Raw genomic sequence first — 16,721 nt, 5'->3', positions numbered from 1 at the left:
GGCGGGACGTCCTGAGGTGCCGGTGGACCCGGCAGCCAGTCCGGTCCAGCGATTCGCTTTCGAATTACGGGAGTTGCGAGCGGAAGCGGGCGGCATCACCTACCGCTCGCTGGCCCGGCGCGCCGGCTTCTCGGTGACCACCCTGTCGCAGGCGGCGGCCGGGGAGCGGCTGCCCACTCTGGCGGTGACCCTGGCCTATGTGGGGGCGTGCGGGGGAGACCTGACGGAGTGGGAAGCCCGCTGGAAGGAGACGGTCTCGCAGTCCGCCACCGACGGCACCGGGGACGACGACGGATTCCCTGCGCCTTACCGGGGGCTGGCACGGTTCGAGACCGGGGACAGCGGCCTGTTCTTCGGCCGGGAACAGCTCACCACCGACCTGGTCGACCTGCTGCGCCGACGGCGCTTCGCCGCGGTCTTCGGCCCCTCCGGCAGTGGCAAGTCGTCCTTGCTGCGGGCCGGCCTGATACCCGTCCTCCAGAACGCTCAGGGACGGGAACGGCGCCCGGCGGCCATCAGGATCCTGACACCGGGCGAACACCCCGCCCGCAGCCACGCACCCGTGCTCAGGCCGGTGCTCTCCTCCGACGGTGACGGCGGGACCGACACGGTCATCCTCGTCGACCAGTTCGAGGAAGTCTTCACGCTCTGCCATGACCCGGACGAGCGCGCTCGCTTCATCGATCTGCTGCTGGCGGCCCGGCAGCCCCTGAGCCGCCTGCGGGTGCTGCTGGCGGTGCGCGGCGACTTCTACGGCCGCTGCGCCGAACACCGAGACCTGGCCGACGCACTGCGCGACGCCAACCTGCTCGCCGGACCGATGAGCCCGGCCGAACTGCGGAACGCCGTCGTCAAACCGGCCACGGCCGCCGGCCTGACCGTGGAGCGCGCCCTCACCGTCCGGCTGGTCGAGGAGGTCGCCGACGCGCCGGGTGGGCTGCCGCTGCTGTCGCACGCGTTGCTGGAGACATGGCGCCGCCGCCGCGGAAAGACCCTCACCCTGACGGGCTACGAGGCGGCCGGGTGCCTCGACGGAGCGATCGCCAAGACCGCCGAGGAGGTCTACGGCCGGTTCACCCCCGCCCAAGCGGTAGCCGCCCGGCGGGTGTTGCTGCGCATGGTGGTTCCCGGCGACGGCACCGCCGACACCCGACGCCCCGTGCACCGTGCGGAACTGCCGGATACCGACGAGCACGACTCGGCAGGCATGGTGGAGGCCCTCGCCAAGGCGCGGCTGCTCACCCTCGACGGCGACACGGTGGAGCTGGCCCACGAGTCGCTGATCACGGCCTGGCCCCGGCTGAGCGGCTGGATCGAGGAGGACCGCGAACGTCTACGTGTGCTGCGGAACCTGACCGAAGGGGCGCACACCTGGCATGACCTCGCACGGGAGAAGGACGCCTTGCTCCGCGGGAGCCGGCTCGCCTCCGCCCGGGAACACTTCGACGACGCGGCGCGCGGGGAACTGACCGACCTGGAGCACGCCTTCCTCAAGGCCGGCCGCGATCACGAGCAGAGGGGGCGCCGCAGATACCGATGGGTGCTCACCGCGGTCACAGGCGCACTGTGCCTCGCCCTCGTGGCCGCCGGTCTGGCCATCGCGCAGCGGCAGAGCGCGATCACCGCGCAGCGTCTGGCCGAGTCCCGGCAACTGGCGGCCCAGTCAGGGGCGTTGCTACGGTCCGACCCCGACCTCGCCGCCCTGCTCGCCGTCCACGCCTACCGGACCAGCCCCACCCGCGAAGCCGGTGCCGCTCTGTACGCGGCCGCCGCATTGCCGTTGCGCAAACGCCTGGTCACCGGTACCGAACCCGTGATGTCCATGGCCCTCAGTCCGGACGGGCGTACTCTCGCCACGCACGGCAAGGACGGCCGCACGAGGATCTGGGACCTTCCCGGAGGCCGTCTGCGGCACTCGTTCACCGCACACGGCAGCGGAGGCGTCGCGGCGTTCGGGCGCGGCGGGCGCGTGCTCGCCGTCGCCACCGGAGACACCATCGGCGTATGGGACGCGACCACGGGCAGCAGGATCTCCACGCTGCCCGCCGCCGACGGAGCAGTCATCGGTGTGGCCTTCAGCCCTGACGGACATACCGTCGCAGCCGCCTACCCCTCGGCCGTCCGGGTGTGGGACGTGGCCACGGGACGCGTCCGGCATCACTTCACCGGGCACGACGCTCCACAAGCAGTCGTCTTCGGCGCCGACGGACGAACCCTCGCCGCAGTGGGCCAGAACGGCCTGGTGCGAGTGTGGGACACGGACACCGGCCGCACGCGTATCGTCCGCGACGGGCGGAGCGAAGGCACCACCGCGGTGGCCTTCAGCCCCGACGGCCGGACCTATGCGACGGTCCGCAACGACGGTTCGACGCAGCTGCGAGAGGTGACCACCGGCACCCTCCTGCGGACGATCAGGGACGGTGTCCAGAACTCCCGGACGGTCGTCTTCTCCCCGGACGGACGCATCCTCGCCGTCCCGGGCCCCGGAGGCACCGTACGCCGCTGGGACGCCGTCACCGGAACCGAGTTGAGCACCCTGACCACCGGTCACCGCGGCCGGGGGATCACCCACGTGGCGCTCGGCCCGGACCGCCGCGGCATGGTCACCGGCAACAGCCTGGACCCCGCCGTCCGCGTGCACGACCTGCCCGCCGACCGGCCCAGGACCACCATGGCGGGCCGGCCCGGCACCTCCGTCACCGACCTGGCATTCAGCCCGGACGCGAGGACCGTTTCCACGGTCGGCCAAGGACCCCTCGGCCGAGCGGCGGTACAGCTCTGGGATGCCGGGACCGGCGACCGCAGAGCCACTCTGCCGCTCGACGGGGGTCCAGCACGACGAGGAGGGCACCTGCCGGTCACGGTCCTGCGCCCCGCGGCCCTGGGATTCGCCCCGAACGAGGACGCCCTGGCCGTCCGAGCCGGCGAGAACGGAAAGGCGGAGGTCCGCGACGTCGCCACGGGCCGTTTGCGTCGGAGCCGTGCCGTGGGCAGCATCGACAAACCTGTCTTCAGCCCTGACGGGAGGCGCCTGGCCTTCGTCGGGAACGGTGGGGCGCTGAGGATGTGGCACCTGTCCACGGGCGTCCTGCGGACCCTGCGCACGGGCCGCAACCAGTCCGTCAGGACGGTGCTCTTCGCTCCGGACAGCCGCACCCTCGCCGTCCTGACCGTCGGGGCCGACGGAGACCGGATCACGCTCCTCGACGCGGCCACCGGGAGCGCACGGCGCACCGTCGAACCGAGCGTCCGGACCTCGCTGTCACTCGCGTTCAGTCCCGACGGACGCACCCTGGCCGCCGCGAGCAGCGGCGGGTCGGTGAAGACGTGGGACGCGCGCACCGGCAGGCTCCAGGACAGTTTCCGCGCCGACGGTGAGGTGACGTCATTGGCCTTCGGCACCCATGGACGCACGCTGGCCCTCGGCACCACGACAGGAGTGGGCCTGTGGGACCTCGCGACCGCCCAGAAGCGAGCCACTGTGCCCACGCGCCCCGTCGCAGCGGTGGCCTTCAGCCCGGGCGGGAACACCCTGGCCATCGCCACGGGCAACTCTGTCGCACTGTGGAACATCGACCTGCCCGACCCGGTGCGCGCGATGCGTATCGTCTGCGAGGCCGTCGACCGTACGCTCACCTCACAGGAACAGGCCCGATACCTCCACGACCAGTCCGCTCGCGCCGGCTGCCGACCGGCCGCACGGTGAGGCGGCCGCGTCACTCGCCGGACTCGGGCCCCGGCCCGAGTGCTGTGAGCGACACCAGCATTCGCTCCCGGACCATGTCGACCTCGAGGATCTCGGCCGTGACCTCCCGGCCGACGGGGACGGTGTGCGCACGGCGGTCGGGACGGGTCGTCGCGGTGAAGCCGCCGAGGTCGACGACGGTGACACCGCGGTCGGCGATCCCCGTCACCGTCCCGGTGACGACCTCGCCTCGGTGCAGATACTTGAGGAACGACCAACGGAGGTCGCTCGGAGTCGGATCGGTCCGCCAACGAGCGCGCAGGACACCGTCGTTGTGGCAGGACAGCGGTGAACAGCGGGCGGCGCTCACCCGTGTACAGGGACAGGGCGGCAGCGGCGCGGGCACCGGTGGATTCTGCTGCCTGCTCCGCGAACCGGGTCTCGTCGGCGATGGTGCTCGTGATCCGGCCGTCCGCGTCCTCCAGGAGGAGCTCGATGGGGCCCTCTTCAGGGAGACCAGCCAGGACGGCGGCAACGTCGGTGGACAGGTCCGGCCAGACGGCCAGCTGAGCGCGGGGGGCGAGCCGGGCGCGGACCTGGTCGAGGGTGGCGTCGGTGAGCCGGTGCCAGCGAACGGCGTTGCCGACGTAGTCCTCCTCCAGGATCGCTGCCCGGCGCTCCGCCACGCACCAGCGCAGCCGAGCCCAGAAGACGTCGTCGGCGGGCCGCTGTTCGCCCGGCTCGTCGTAGTCCGGGTCGTAGGGGGACGCGTGCAGACGCTCGGGGAACAGGCCGAGTGCGCGGGTGCGAGCCAGCGCTTCCTCGTAGGGCTGCCCTCCACTTCCAGACGGCATCACACGCCGCTGTCACGGAGCATCGCGCGGACCAGCTCCAGGCCGACGGTGAGCGAGACCTGCGCGCCGTCATGAAAGCCCGTGAGATCGGGCGGAAAGAGTCCGGCCAGTCCGTACCCCTCGACGGTCGGCTCCGCGCCGAAGCCGACATGGGTGGGTGCGATCTGCGGCTCCCGGACGGCGAGGCGGTCGATGCCGACGTGTTCGGCACATGCGGCCACCGCCTGCAGATACGCCGATTCGACAGGACCGTGATCGCTGACCGCCTCGACGGTGCCGACATAACTGCCGCGTTCATCACGGTCGGCGGGATCGTACTTGGTGATCCGGTAGACGAAAGGGAGCACGTCACAGCCCGCCGGGAGCCGACAGCACCATGGACGTCGGGTGAGGTTCGCGACCATGGTGGATCGTGGCTCGGCCGATGGCGAGCAGAGCTGCGCGGTCGGAGATGGCGGGTGCGCCGCTGTGATGCCTGCCGGCGTTGGTCATGGCTGTACCTTCACCTGTCAGGTCCTGCGCATCAGGCGAACAACGGACATGCCGACCGGTGAGGCAGGTGACCACAAGTGGCTACCGCCACAAGAACACGGCTACCGTGCGCGGATGTCCTACCGACTCCACGCCGCCATCGGCGACTTCGACCGTCTTCGCAGCTGGGCGGCAGGGGTTTCATGGGCGATGGTCGCCCCGCTCGCGCAGCGCAGGGGGCTGTTGGCCCTGCCGAGCGCGCTCGGCGGTGGTCTGGCGCGAACACTGGGTGACCTCTCGCAGGGCGGTCCGGTCGCCCATGTGGAAGCGGACTTCTGGGCCGGCGACGGGCATCAGACCGCCTCCCTGTGGCGGTCCGGCGTGCTGGAGTGGGGGCCGGTGCACACCGCGGAGTTCGGCGGCCCTCGGGAGGAGTGGCCGATCAACGCGGCGCTCGCCCGGCTCGGCGTCGAGAGGGCCGACCCTTGCGCGGCGGACCACCGCGACCTGTTCCTGGAAGTGGGACTCGGCCGGGGACGGGACGACCAGGACTGGCGGGAGGCCGCTCTGCGGGCATCCGATACGGCCGACTACGACGAGTGGTACGCGAGAGAGCGGGCCGAGCGGGAGCGCGAGGAACGGGCCGCGGCTGAGCGAGCCAGGTACGAGCGGCTGCCGGGAGTGCCCGTGGCGCTCGACGGCAAGGAGATCATCGCTCTGCTCGGTGTGCCCCAGGGGCGGACGGTGGGGGCGGCCATCCGCCTTCTCCAGCAACTCCACCTCGACCGTGGCCCGTTGTCCCGTGAGGACGCCGAATCCGCGTTGCACGCATGGGCCGCGGAGCACGGCCTGGCACCTGCCGCTAGCGACGAGGCGGGGAGTGACGACCCCACGCGCACGTGACCAGGGCCAGGCAGCGCGGCGCCGGGAGGCCCCCGTCCGTCACGGAACACCGGCACACCGGAACACCGGCACACCGGCACACCGGAACACCTCGTCGTCGCGGACGGAGACGGCACATGCCGCCGAACACGTACGTCCGTCGTCCCTGGGTGAGCGCCGTGCTCAGCCGCCGCCACAAGAGCGAACCGCCTCGTCCCAGGCACCGGGACTGAGGTGGTGGTTCCTGTGCCCCGCGGCCAGTACGTGGCGCAGTTCGGCGACGTGCCGGGCGGCGGCGGGGAGAACCAGTTCGTCGAGGAGGCCGAGCGCGGCAGCCGGCTCCAGGTCGCCGTTGACGTCGTGGAAGCTCGCCCGGAGCGCGTGGAGGAGCGACGGGTGCAGTGCGGGAAGCCGCGCGGCCGTGCGGTACGTCGGCTCCTTCTCCACCCAGCGCACCGGGCCCGAACACTCCAGCACCCGACGGGCCCGGCGGAGCAGGTGTTCCGATCGCTCGTCCACCACTCGGCCGATGTCATGGGCGAGCACCTCGGCGAAGGCCGTCGCGGACGTCGACCGGTCCTCGAACCAGTCCGCCCACAGCGAATAGGTGACAGCTTCGCTGTCCCGGTCCGCCTCCAGGCGCCGACGGTAGCCCTCCCACAGCACGTCGGCAGGCAGCGTGCCCTCCGCGCTCCCGTACGCGAACCGGATCTCGCACGTCACCCAGTACTCGTCGAGGAGGTCCAGCAGCCCGAAGGCCAGCCGCACCCGGGCGGCCGCGTCCAGGTCCGCGGAGAACACGGCGCCGGCCCAGGAGTGCGCCACCTCGCCGGCCGTGAGCGACACGTCCGGCCGCTCGTCGCTCACCCACCCGTCGCCCGCCGGGCTGACGCCCTGATCAGCGAGCCAGCGCCGCGCAGCCTCCACGCCTTCACTCTCCATCGGAGAAGTATGACAAGCCGGTTGCGGGCCGCAGCACGGCCGGGGCCCGGCTCCGCCGCCTAGGCGTCGCGTCCCCGCAGCAGCAGGCCGCCGGTCAGCAGCGCGACCCCGGCCCACGCGGCGAGCACGCCCAAGCCGGACCAAGGGCCGATGGGCAGCTCGTTCAGACGGACGGTGGCCTGCACCGCGAGCCCGGCGGGCATGGGCGCGATCTGCTGGAGGTGGCGCTGCCATTCCGGGTCGTCGACCACCTGGGCGACGACCGGGAAGAGATAGAGCAGTCCGAGCACGATCCCCATGGCGGTCGCCGCCTCGCGGACCGCTGTCGCCACGCCGAGGCCGAGCAGGGCGACGAGGACGAGGTAGAGGACCGAGCCGACGGCCGCGCGCAGCGTCGGACCGTCCGCGAGGGACAGCGGGGCATAGCCGTGCGCCTCGGTGAACCCGCTGCCGGGCAGCAGGGAGCGGACGGCGAGGAGCGAGGCCAGGACAGCGGTCGTTCCGGCGGCCAGGACGACCGTGGCGAGGACCGACGCCTTGGCGGTGAGGACGATGATCCGGTTCGGCACGGCAGTGAGCGTGGTGCGGATCATCCCGGTGCCGTACTCGGCGCTGACCGCCAGTACCGCGAGGACGGCGACGACCGCCTGCCCCACGGTGACACCGGTCAGGGCGAGCCTGACGGCGTCCTTGCCGCACCCCGCGTCCGGGCACTTCACCGCCTTGACGGTGACGCAGCCGACGGCCACGGTGAGGGTGACGGCGAGCAACAACAGCCTGCCCGTGTCTCCCGAAGTACGCAGTTTCGTCCACTCCGCACGCAGGGCGCGCCCGAAATCTCCTCGTCCCACTCGCTCCGCCGCACGCGTGGATCGTGGGCCGCTTGGGAGAGTCATACGTCCCTCCCCCGCAGCCGCATGACGGCCACACCGAAGGCGAACGCGGCGTAGCCGCACAGTACGGCGAGGCCGGCCCACGGCGGCAGCGGGTAGTAGCCGGTCGACGGCTCGTACACGCTGAGCACCTGCGCGTACCGCGGCAGCGTCTGCTGCACGGCGAAGCCCGCGGCCGGCGTCACCCGCAGCAGCCAGTCCGAGACGCCCGGGGGCAGTACTCCCGAGGCGGCGAGCAGGAAGGGCAGCACGATCGACGCGATGACCAGGGTGACCGCCGTACCGCTGCGCCGCAGCAGGGCCCCGACGGCGAGTGCGAGTACGGTGACGGCCGCGCAGAGCAGGCCGGTGCCGACCATGACGCGCACCTCCGTCACCCACGGGACGGGGAAGACATGGAAACCCCTGCCGTGCGCGCCGCGCGTCCCGACGGGAACGGTGAGCGCGGCGGCCAGCAGGCCGACGGTGAACGCGACACCGCCGGCCACCACGGCCTTCGCGCCAAGAACACGTCCCCGCAAGGGAGTTGCCGCCACGGTCGTTCGCAGCAGGCCGCTCCGGTGCTCGCCGGTGATGAACACCGTGCCCACGGCGATCAACACGATGAGCCCCGCGAAGGTGCCGACGAGGAAGTTCTCGACGGAGTAACCGCCCCCCATGACGGGCCCGCCGACGACCGGTGCGATGTCACCGGCCCCCGTCACGGTGAACCCGCCGCCGTCGGTCCGGGTGAAGCCGCCGCCGGTGCTGTCGGTGTAGCTGCCGGAGGTGCCCGCGTCGCCACCCACCTGCGTGCCCTGCCACGCCTCATGGGACCAGCGGCCGGTGAGGACGGGGCGGCCGAAGGTGCCGGTGGCCACGGCGGGACTGAACCCCGTGCCCGCCGCGGTGTCCTGCCTCGCCTCCGGTGACGTCGCGAAGAGGCCGGCCCGTACGGTCCGCGCCGGCCCTGCCAGCCGAACCCGGCCGACCTCGCTCCAGCGGGAGCCGTCGAGGGAGGCGTAACCGGTGAGCCTGTCACCGGAACGCACCAGCCGCAGCCAGCGCGGGGACTTCTCGGAGACCCTGCCGGAGGGGCCCGCCCGGTCCTGCGTGTAGGCGTACTGCATGCGCACGCCGTGACCGCCGGTGGCCAGGACCGCCGCGTACGGCGATCCCTGGGCGAGGCTCTCCTTCACGATGATCCCGGCCTTCGCCCACGGCTGGGCGCCCGGAACGGTTTTGCCGGTCCCGGTGTCGGCCACACCCGTGAGGGACCGCAGCGCGACGGTGAGGGATCCGTCCCCGGTGAGCGTCCTGTGCACGAAGAAGAAGCTGTCGTTGACCGCCACACCGCCCGGGCCCGTCGGGTACGAGGCGGAGTCGGCGCCGTGAGGACCGGGGGCGGGGGCGGCCGTGCCGAGCAGGCCGACCACGATCGTCACCAGGAGTGCCCCCGCCATGGCGAGGACCCAGCCGCGTACCGTACGGAACTTGGTCCACTCGGCGTGCAGCGTCCTGCGGAACCCATGCCGTTCGGCGTGGCTCGCGGTGGGCGGGGGAGGGAGGAGGGCCGCGGTCATGACGCGGCCCCGCCCGCCGGGATGCCCCGGTACTCCACCGCGTCCCGGGTGAGTTCCCTGTAGACCTCCTCCAGCGTCGCCCGGTGCGTGGACACCTGGGAGAACGGCACCCCGTTCCGGGCGAGCAGGGCGACGATCTCCTCGTCGGGCAGGCCGGTCACGCCGAGGGTGTCGGGGCCGTTGGCGTGAACGGCGGCGCCCGCGCCCTGCAACACCCGGGTGGCGTGCGGAGGTTCGGAGGTCCGCAGGGTGACCCGGCCGCCGGACGCCTCGGCGAGCAGCTCGGTGACAGCCGCGTCCGCGACGACCCGGCCGCGGCCGATCACCACGAGCTGGTCCGCGGTGTCCTGGAGTTCGCTCATCAGGTGGCTGGAGACCAGGACGGCGCGGCCCTGCCGGGCCAGCGAGGTCAGGAAGCCGCGCATCCATACGATGCCGTCGGGGTCGAGGCCGTTGAACGGCTCGTCCAGCATGACCGCCGGCGGGTCACCGAGCAGGGCCGCCGCGATCCCCAGGCGCTGGCGCATGCCCAGCGAGAAGCCGCCGGCCCTGCGCCGGGCCGCGGGGCCCAGGCCGGCCAGTTCGACGACCTCGTCCACCCGCCGGGCCGGCAGGCCCTGTGAATGGGCCAGCCACAGCAGGTGGTTGCGGGCGGTACGGCTCGGCTGCAGGGCGGAGGCGTCGAGAAGCGCCCCCAGACGCCGAAGCGGCCGACGCAGGGTGCGATAGGGAACCCCGCCGACCAGAGCCTGTCCCTCCTCGGCCGCGTCGAGGCCCAGGATCACCCGCATGGTGGTGGACTTGCCCGCCCCGTTCGGGCCGACGAAGCCGGTCACCCTCCCCGGGTGCACGCTGAACGTCATCCCGTCCAGGGCTAGTTGTGGTCCATAGCGTTTCCGCAGACCGACGACCTCGATCGTCGCTCTCGTGTTCACGTCGCTCATGGGCCCACCCTGCGGCAGTGCGGGTCACAGGGGCCGAACGGCCGCTGTCATCCCGCTGTTAGGTGCCTCGGCCTAGCCTGGTCATCCGGTACCTGTCCTGGTGTGACGGCGCGACGGAAGGATGCGGACGACATGCGGATGACACGGGGCCCGTTCGGAGGGCTCGCGGGCCTGGCCGCCCGGTTCGGCCTGCGCCGCGGCACGGCCCGCACCCGCTTCACCGGCTGGTACGTGACGCTGTTCCTGCTGTCGGGGACGGCACTGCTCGCCCTCGCGGCCGTCGTGGCCTCCGGCGGATCGCGCTCCAGCCGGCGTACCCTCCCGGACGGCGGCGCCGACCCGCCCGCCACGGCGGCGCAGGTCGAGGGGCGCATCAGCGCCCTGGAGCAGCAACTGGCCCAGGCACACGACCTCCAGACCCGGCAGATCCTCGTCGGCTCCGCGATCGCCCTCGGTGTCATGGCGGTGATCTCGGTCGGTCTCGGCTGGTTCGTCGCCGGCCGCGTGCTCCGCCCGCTGCGGGTGATGACCGCGGCCACCCGCAGGATCACCGCCGACAGCCTGCACGAACGGCTGGCCATCAACGGCCCCGGCGACGAGGTGAAGGACCTCGCCGACACCATCGACGACCTCCTCGGCCGTCTGGAGGACTCCTTCGACGCCCAGCGTCTCTTCGTCGCCAACGCCGCGCACGAGCTGCGCACCCCGCTCACCACGATGCGGGCCTCCCTGGACGTGGCCCTCGCCAAGCCGGGGCCGCTCCCCGAGACGACGGCCACGCTGGCCTCCCGGATGCGCACCGAACTCGACCAGGTGGACCGGCTGCTGGAGGGTTTCCTCGTTCTGGCTCGCTCCCAGCACGGCGAGTTCACCGACGCCGAGCGGCTCAGCCTCGGTCGCCTCACACGCGCCACCGTGACCGGACGGGCGGAGGACATCGCGGCCAAGGGCCTGACCGTGCGTGAGGACGGGATCGACGACGGCGCGTGGGTGCGGGGGAGTCGGATGCTGCTGCGCCGGCTGGCCGACAATGTGATCGACAACGCGATCGCGCACAACGACCCCGGCGGCTGGATCAGCGTCGCGGTACGGGCAGAGGGAGACGACACGGGCACGGTGTCCCTCGTCGTGGAGTCCAGTGGGCCGGTTCTCGACCGGCGGCGGGTGGCGGAGCTCGGCCGGCCCTTCCGCCGCCTCGGCGCGGACCGGACCGGCACCGGCCGGGGCAGCGGCCTCGGCCTCTCCATCGTCGCGGCCATCACCCGGTCCCATCACGGCTCCCTGGACCTGCGTGCCCGTCCCGACGGCGGCCTGGGCGTCACCGTCACCCTCCCTCGTACGGACGGCAGGGCGACGGCGAAGGCTCTCGACACAGAGGCGGGAGCGGTGCGTTGAGAGTCCTGGTGGTCGAGGACGCCCGCCCCCTCGCCGAGGTCGTCGCCGAAGGGCTGCGTGACCAGGGCATGGCCGTGGACATCGCCCACGACGGGCTGGAGGCCGCGGCCAAACTGGACGTCAACGCGTACGACGTCGTCGTACTCGACCGCGATCTGCCCGGCATCCACGGCGACACCCTCTGCCAGATGATCACCGATCAGGACGGTCGCGTGATGGTCCTGATGCTGACCGCCGCCGACTCACCCGGCGACCGCGTCAGCGGCCTGACGCTGGGCGCCGACGACTACCTCGCCAAGCCCTTCCACTTCCCCGAACTCGTCCTGCGTATCCGTGCCCTGGCCCGCCGCCGCCCCGCCGCCCGGTCCCGCACCCTGAGCGCGGCGGGCATCGAACTCGACCCGCTACGACGCACCGCCACCCGCGACGGACACCAACTCGACCTCTCCGTCAAGGAGTTCGCGGTGCTCGAAGCCCTGCTGAACGCGAGCCCCGCCTTCCTCAGCACGGAGCGTCTCCTCGAACAGGTCTGGGACGAGCATGCCGACCCCTTCACCAACACCGTCACGGTGACCGTCAGCCGCCTCCGCCGCAAACTCGGCGATCCCCCGGTCATCGCCACCACACCCGGCGTGGGGTACCGGATCACCGGCACCGCCGAGGAAGCGCGCTGAGCCGGCGGATGGTGGCGTGGGTGACGGTCACCGTAGCCCCACGGCACGGTCGATCGAGGCCACGACCGCCTCCGTGAACGCACGGCAGCCCGCCGTCCCGCCCATGTCCCGGGTGGCCGTGCCCTGCGCGAGGGTGGCGGCCACGCCCTCCTCGACGATCTTCGCGGCACGCACCAGGGCCCCGTCCTCGTGCCGGGTGCCCAGCCACCGCAGGAGCATGGCCGTGGACAGGATCATCGCCCCCGGGTTGGCGAGGTCCTGCCCGGCGATGTCGGGCGCGGAGCCGTGTGCGGCCTGTGCCATGGCCCGCTCCTGCGAGGCGTTCAAGGAGGGGGCGATACCCAGGGAGCCGGCCAGCTCGGCGGCGAGGTCCGAGAGGATGTCACCGAACATGTTCTCGGTGACCACGACGTCGAACTCGTGCGCCCGGCGCACCAGATGCACGGTCATGGCGTCGATGTGGAAGTCGTCCACCTCGACCTCGGGGTAGCCCTGGGCGATCTCCCGGCAGACGTCCCGGAACAGCCCGGTGGTCAGCTGGAGGACGTTGGCCTTGTGGACGACGGTGACCTTCTTGCGGCGCCGTGAGGCCAGCTCGAACGCCTCCCGCGCGATGCGCTCGCACGCCGCGCGGGTGACGATGCCCATCGCGATGGCGATGTCCGGTGTGGGCATGAACTCGCCGGTGCCGCGGTGGGTGTTGCGGTCGGCGTAGAAGCCCTCGGTGTTCTCCCGCACGATGACCAGGTCGGTGCCGGGGACGACGGCGGTGCCGCCGGGAAACGACTTGGCGGGGCGCACATTGGCGTAGAGGTCGAAGTGCTTGCGGATGGTGCCGCTGGGGTTGAGCCGGGAGCGGAACGGCTCGGGGTAGGCCGCGCTGTCGTGCGGGCCGAGAAGCCATCCGTCGGTCTCGGCGAGGGCGGCGAGGGTCGCCGTGGAGATCGCCTCACCCTGCTCCTCGATGGCCTGCAGGCCCACGGGCAGTGGTTTCCAGGTGACGCCCGGGGCGCCGCCGACGGCGGCGAGTGCCGCGTCGGCGACCAGAACCGAGGCCGGGACGATCTCGGGACCGATGCCGTCGCCGTACAGAACGCCGAGGGTGTAGCGGTGCGGGGGGTCTGCCGTCGTCACGGGACCTCTCCGCCGGGGATGGATGGTCATGCTCCTCCTTCTCGAAGGGACACGTTGCGCACCTCGGACGCGATCGTCGCAACAGTGCTCGAGACGACGCAATGCCTTGCGCAGCGGCGCGGTGCCGATGCCGATGGAGCGGGCGAGTTCACGTTGCTGGATGACCGTTCGTAGAAGCCGAGAGTGGCAGGCCAGGTGGCGAGTCGAGGGGCCAGGAGCACGGATGGTCTTCCGGAGTAGGAAGCCTTGGCCGTGGGGACGAAGAGCGACTTCGCCTACCGCCAGGACCGCGACCGGATTCTCTCCGGGATGCTGGAGCCCGGCTCAGGGAGGGCCTGGTCGACCTGGACGCCCACCGGGACGCGCGGGTCGCGCCGCTGCGGGCCGAGGAAGCGCGCGATCTCCTGGAGCTCGGCCGGTCCTTGGACCCGCTGGCCGCGTCACTGGCGGCCGAACGGCGCACCAACGCCGACATCCGCGCCCTCCGCGCCGCGGCGGACGGGCCGGCCCCGCTCCCTGCGCACCCGGGCGTCGAGCAGTTGGTGGCTCATCGCCGCTTCCACGCGGCGATCTACACGGCCTCCCACAACGACCTGCTCATCGGGACGTTGGAGTCCCTGTGGGACAAGGCCGACCGCTATCGACGCCTGGCGCTCCGTACCGACCGGGGACAGGAGGCCCGGGACCAGAAGGCCGGAGAACACGACCTGCTGGTCGAATGCGTCGCCCTCGGTGACAGGGCCGGGGCCGAGGAGATCATGCGCAGGCACATCGACACCAGCCTCGGAGCCACGGCGGTGCGGTGGCTCGGACACGCCGACTCCGCCGACTCCGCCCGCAAGGGGTGACCCGACTCCAGGTGGTTCCTCCCCGCGCGCCTCAACGCCGACGCAGGGGGTGCGGACCCGGCGTCGGTGCCGCGCCGAAGGTGTCGGCAAGGCTGGTCAGGACGGAGCCGGACCAGTGGTTGGCCCCGAACACGCTCACCGGCGCAGCGAGCACGCCGTACTCGCGTCGCAGCACCTGTGCCGGAATGGCGACGGGAAAGAAGTAGTTGCCGGGACAGGACCGGCTCGCCGCGGGGATCGCCCCGAGCACGTCCTCCGGCAGTCGTTCGAACAGTCGTCCGGCCCGTGTCGCCAGCTCCGCGACGACCTGCCGGGGCACGTCGTCGTGCTCCGTCAGCAGCCGGTCGGCGAGCTGCAGCTGTGCCGGGGCCGGCGGATCCGCCCGGAACGCGTCGGCCAGTTCGGCGTCCGCCGTACCCAGCAGGGCCACACCGAACGTGCGGGGCCACAGCCACCCCTTGGTGACCGAATGCAGCAGGATCGCACGCCCGGTGTCCAGCAGACGACGGGTGCCGGTCGCGAACGGGGTCTCCAAGTCGTAGACGCTGTCGATCACCAGGCGGCGCTGTGGAGATTCCCCCAGCCACGCGATCAGCTCGGCGCACTCGGCGTCGGACAGGTGTCGGCCGAGCGGCTTGCTGGGGTTGGCGAGCAGCAGGTACTCGGGCCGGTCGACCGCCGGCGATCTGGGCAGGGCCGGTGCCGGTAGCGTCGGATAGGAAGCGGGCTCCAGACCCGCGGCGCGGGCGAGTTCGAAGTACACCGGGTACACGTCAGCGGGCAGCCACAAGTGCCCCCGCGCGGCGCGCAGCCAGGGGAACACCACACCGAGCCCGTGCCGGACCCCTCGGCTGACCAGGGCACGGCCGGACCACTCCTCCGGCAGTCCGTAGCGCCGCAGCCAGGCTCGGGCGAGATCGCAACGGTGCACGGTACGTGTGCCGGTGGGCGGTTGCGGTCGTAGCGGGGCGAGCGCCCCGTACACGTTGGTCTCGGCGGCGTCCAGGAGCGCGGGGGAAGCGGTGAGCTGTCGCCGCCGGAAGTCCTGGAACTCCTGGAACCTCATGCCGTCGCGCCTTCCGTCACGATCTCGCTGGCCCGGTCCTCCAGGGAGGCGTAGCAGCGTCCGTCGGCCATGACGTTCCAGCTACGGGCGATCCCGTTGGCGCGTTCCCAGAGCAGGCTCGGTTCGGTGTACGCGGCGATCCGTATCCGCCGGCCGTCCCAGGTGCCGTCGTAGACCGGCGACCCCCAGGGCAGCCGGCTCGCCAGGGCGAAGCCGTGCCGCTCTGCGAACCGGGTGACGAGGGACAGCGACACCTGGTGCTCCCGGCTCCAGACGTTGGCGGTGCGGTCGAAGTAGAGCGATTCGGTGCTCGTGGACACATAGAGTTCCTTGAAGCAGACCTCCTCGACACCGAGAGCCGCGGCCCACGAGAGGTAACCGGCGAGGCCGGCCGCGTCGGCGACGCCGCCGTGCTGGAGCACGCAGATCAGTCTCGTCCGCAGCCCCGGCCAGCGGTCACGGTCCGCGCGCCAGGTGTCGACGACCGAGCTCACCGGGGTGCGCAGCATCATCAGCCGCTCGTTGACGGCGTCGTCCTGATGGTGCCGGGAGACGGCGAGCACGCTCAGTCCCGCGGTGCTCAGGGCCGCGAGGCGTTCGGCCCGGTCGGCGTGCTCGCCCTTGGCCAGCGTGTGCGCGTTGGTGATCAGGACGACCTTCGGGAAGGCCGCCGAGCAGGCCGACACCAGACGCAGTTGCTGGTCGAAGGGGATGAGTGTGGGCTCCCCGCCGCCGGTGATCACCGCACGCTCGGCACCCGCCGCACGGGCACGCTCCAGCCAGTGGGCGACCGCGTCCCACGGGACCCGTGCCGGCGGCTGGTCGCTGGAGATCGAAGCGGAGGAGAAGCAAAACGAACAACGGGCCTGGCAGGCGGAGGCGACCGGCAGCAGCGACACCGAGCGCGGTCGCGCGTCGGCGTAACGACGCCGTGCCGAGGGGTGAAGGCGCAGCGAGGCCGCCATCGCGTCCTCGACGGTGGTCGGGCGCAGCGTGAAGTCGCCGCCCTCTCGGCCGGGTTCGTCGAGTTCGTACAGGGCCGACAACCGGATGCGGGGCCGGCGCAGTTCCATGCCGAGGCCGGTCGACGCGTTCGGTACCAACTCGTCGGGGTCCACCATGGTTTCCAGCACCAGCAACCGGTCGCCCGGTATCGCCAGACGGTCGAGCAGCCGTCCCGCCTTGCCGACGCCGATCCCCAACTCCGCACGCGTCAGCAGGTGGAACCGGTCCGGATAGGTGCTCTCCGGGATCCCCGCCTTGCCGTAGGCGTACGCGTACTTGTCGAAGCCCTTCGCGAAGTTCGACAGCACGATGACGTGGAAGCGCTGGTCATTGTGGCTCATTCCGTCATCATGCATGAACGGGCAT

At 72.0% G+C, this 16,721-nt stretch carries 14 protein-coding genes; 5 read left to right on the top strand and 9 right to left on the bottom strand.

What is annotated here, in order from left to right; genetic code table 11:
• Positions 1 to 73: 73 nt before the first annotated feature.
• Positions 74 to 3,706 (top strand): hypothetical protein, encoded by a 3,633-nt coding sequence (locus tag PYR72_RS02020; protein ID WP_275453540.1) that lies wholly within the window; start codon positions 74 to 76, stop codon positions 3,704 to 3,706.
• Positions 3,707 to 3,716: 10 nt separating this feature from the next.
• Here the strand turns inward: PYR72_RS02020 and PYR72_RS02015 are convergent, their stop codons facing one another.
• Both PYR72_RS02015 and PYR72_RS02010 read right to left on the bottom strand, forming a co-directional pair.
• Positions 3,717 to 4,055 (bottom strand): hypothetical protein, encoded by a 339-nt coding sequence (locus tag PYR72_RS02015; RefSeq protein ID WP_275453539.1) that lies wholly within the window; start codon positions 4,053 to 4,055, stop codon positions 3,717 to 3,719.
• A gap of 483 nt (positions 4,056 to 4,538) precedes the next feature.
• On the bottom strand, positions 4,539 to 4,886 hold the full coding sequence (locus PYR72_RS02010) for a hypothetical protein (RefSeq protein WP_275453538.1): 348 nt from the start codon (positions 4,884 to 4,886) through the stop codon (positions 4,539 to 4,541).
• 259 nt (positions 4,887 to 5,145) lie between these two features.
• On the opposite strand from PYR72_RS02010, the gene PYR72_RS02005 reads away from it, so the two are divergent.
• On the top strand, positions 5,146 to 5,913 hold the full coding sequence (locus PYR72_RS02005; protein ID WP_275453537.1) for a hypothetical protein: 768 nt from the start codon (positions 5,146 to 5,148) through the stop codon (positions 5,911 to 5,913).
• A 162-nt stretch (positions 5,914 to 6,075) separates the two neighbouring features.
• On the opposite strand, the gene PYR72_RS02000 is transcribed toward PYR72_RS02005, so the two are convergent.
• From PYR72_RS02000 to PYR72_RS01985, 4 genes are read right to left on the bottom strand one after another with little or no spacing between them, the layout of a single operon-like run.
• Positions 6,076 to 6,834: a hypothetical protein gene (locus tag PYR72_RS02000; protein ID WP_275453536.1), complete on the bottom strand. Its 759-nt coding sequence runs from the start codon at positions 6,832 to 6,834 to the stop codon at positions 6,076 to 6,078.
• 59 nt (positions 6,835 to 6,893) lie between these two features.
• Positions 6,894 to 7,685 (bottom strand): ABC transporter permease subunit, encoded by a 792-nt coding sequence (locus PYR72_RS01995; protein ID WP_275453535.1) that lies wholly within the window; start codon positions 7,683 to 7,685, stop codon positions 6,894 to 6,896.
• A 41-nt stretch (positions 7,686 to 7,726) separates the two neighbouring features.
• Positions 7,727 to 9,289, bottom strand: coding sequence for a hypothetical protein (locus PYR72_RS01990; protein ID WP_275453534.1), 1,563 nt, complete (start codon positions 9,287 to 9,289; stop codon positions 7,727 to 7,729).
• Positions 9,286 to 10,233 carry an ATP-binding cassette domain-containing protein gene (locus PYR72_RS01985; RefSeq protein ID WP_275453533.1) on the bottom strand — a complete coding sequence of 316 codons (948 nt, stop codon included), beginning with the start codon at positions 10,231 to 10,233 and terminating at the stop codon, positions 9,286 to 9,288. Before PYR72_RS01985 ends, PYR72_RS01990 begins: the two co-directional genes overlap by 4 nt.
• A gap of 132 nt (positions 10,234 to 10,365) precedes the next feature.
• On the opposite strand from PYR72_RS01985, the gene PYR72_RS01980 reads away from it, so the two are divergent.
• Together PYR72_RS01980 and PYR72_RS01975 are read left to right on the top strand one after the other, a co-directional pair.
• Positions 10,366 to 11,628, top strand: coding sequence for a HAMP domain-containing sensor histidine kinase (locus tag PYR72_RS01980; RefSeq protein WP_275453532.1), 1,263 nt, complete (start codon positions 10,366 to 10,368; stop codon positions 11,626 to 11,628).
• The gene (locus PYR72_RS01975; RefSeq protein ID WP_275453531.1) at positions 11,625 to 12,302 is read left to right on the top strand and encodes a response regulator transcription factor; all 678 of its coding nucleotides are present in this window, start codon (positions 11,625 to 11,627) and stop codon (positions 12,300 to 12,302) included. Before PYR72_RS01980 ends, PYR72_RS01975 begins: the two co-directional genes overlap by 4 nt.
• A 27-nt stretch (positions 12,303 to 12,329) precedes the next feature.
• Here PYR72_RS01975 and PYR72_RS01970 read toward each other — a convergent pair whose 3' ends face one another.
• Positions 12,330 to 13,436: an isocitrate/isopropylmalate dehydrogenase family protein gene (locus tag PYR72_RS01970; protein WP_275453530.1), complete on the bottom strand. Its 1,107-nt coding sequence runs from the start codon at positions 13,434 to 13,436 to the stop codon at positions 12,330 to 12,332.
• Between the two features lie 422 nt (positions 13,437 to 13,858).
• Here PYR72_RS01970 and PYR72_RS01965 point away from each other — a divergent pair, with 422 nt between their 5' ends.
• A complete protein-coding gene (locus PYR72_RS01965) occupies positions 13,859 to 14,284 on the top strand; it encodes an FCD domain-containing protein (protein ID WP_275453529.1) in 426 nt (141 codons plus the stop codon).
• 31 nt (positions 14,285 to 14,315) lie between these two features.
• Here PYR72_RS01965 and PYR72_RS01960 read toward each other — a convergent pair whose 3' ends face one another.
• Positions 14,316 to 15,350 carry an aminotransferase class I/II-fold pyridoxal phosphate-dependent enzyme gene (locus PYR72_RS01960; protein ID WP_275453528.1) on the bottom strand — a complete coding sequence of 345 codons (1,035 nt, stop codon included), beginning with the start codon at positions 15,348 to 15,350 and terminating at the stop codon, positions 14,316 to 14,318.
• Positions 15,347 to 16,696 (bottom strand): radical SAM protein, encoded by a 1,350-nt coding sequence (locus tag PYR72_RS01955; RefSeq protein WP_275453527.1) that lies wholly within the window; start codon positions 16,694 to 16,696, stop codon positions 15,347 to 15,349. Before PYR72_RS01955 ends, PYR72_RS01960 begins: the two co-directional genes overlap by 4 nt.
• Positions 16,697 to 16,721 lie beyond the last annotated feature (25 nt).

The organism is Streptomyces sp. VNUA24, from assembly GCF_029167005.1.
In the GTDB taxonomy this organism is placed as follows: domain Bacteria; phylum Actinomycetota; class Actinomycetes; order Streptomycetales; family Streptomycetaceae; genus Streptomyces; species Streptomyces scabiei.
The sequence above is the reverse complement of the archived record's forward strand: the minus strand, read 5'-3'. Positions and strand labels throughout refer to the sequence as shown.

Coding starts and splice junctions, on each gene's coding strand:
- PYR72_RS02000 (WP_275453536.1), bottom strand. CDS start 6,834: ATGGAGAGTGAAGGCGTGGAGGCTGCGCGGCGCTGGCTCGCTGATCAG.
- PYR72_RS01955 (WP_275453527.1), bottom strand. CDS start 16,696: ATGAGCCACAATGACCAGCGCTTCCACGTCATCGTGCTGTCGAACTTC.
- PYR72_RS01985 (WP_275453533.1), bottom strand. CDS start 10,233: ATGAGCGACGTGAACACGAGAGCGACGATCGAGGTCGTCGGTCTGCGG.
- PYR72_RS02005 (WP_275453537.1), top strand. CDS start 5,146: ATGTCCTACCGACTCCACGCCGCCATCGGCGACTTCGACCGTCTTCGC.
- PYR72_RS01980 (WP_275453532.1), top strand. CDS start 10,366: ATGCGGATGACACGGGGCCCGTTCGGAGGGCTCGCGGGCCTGGCCGCC.
- PYR72_RS01990 (WP_275453534.1), bottom strand. CDS start 9,289: ATGACCGCGGCCCTCCTCCCTCCCCCGCCCACCGCGAGCCACGCCGAA.
- PYR72_RS01960 (WP_275453528.1), bottom strand. CDS start 15,350: ATGAGGTTCCAGGAGTTCCAGGACTTCCGGCGGCGACAGCTCACCGCT.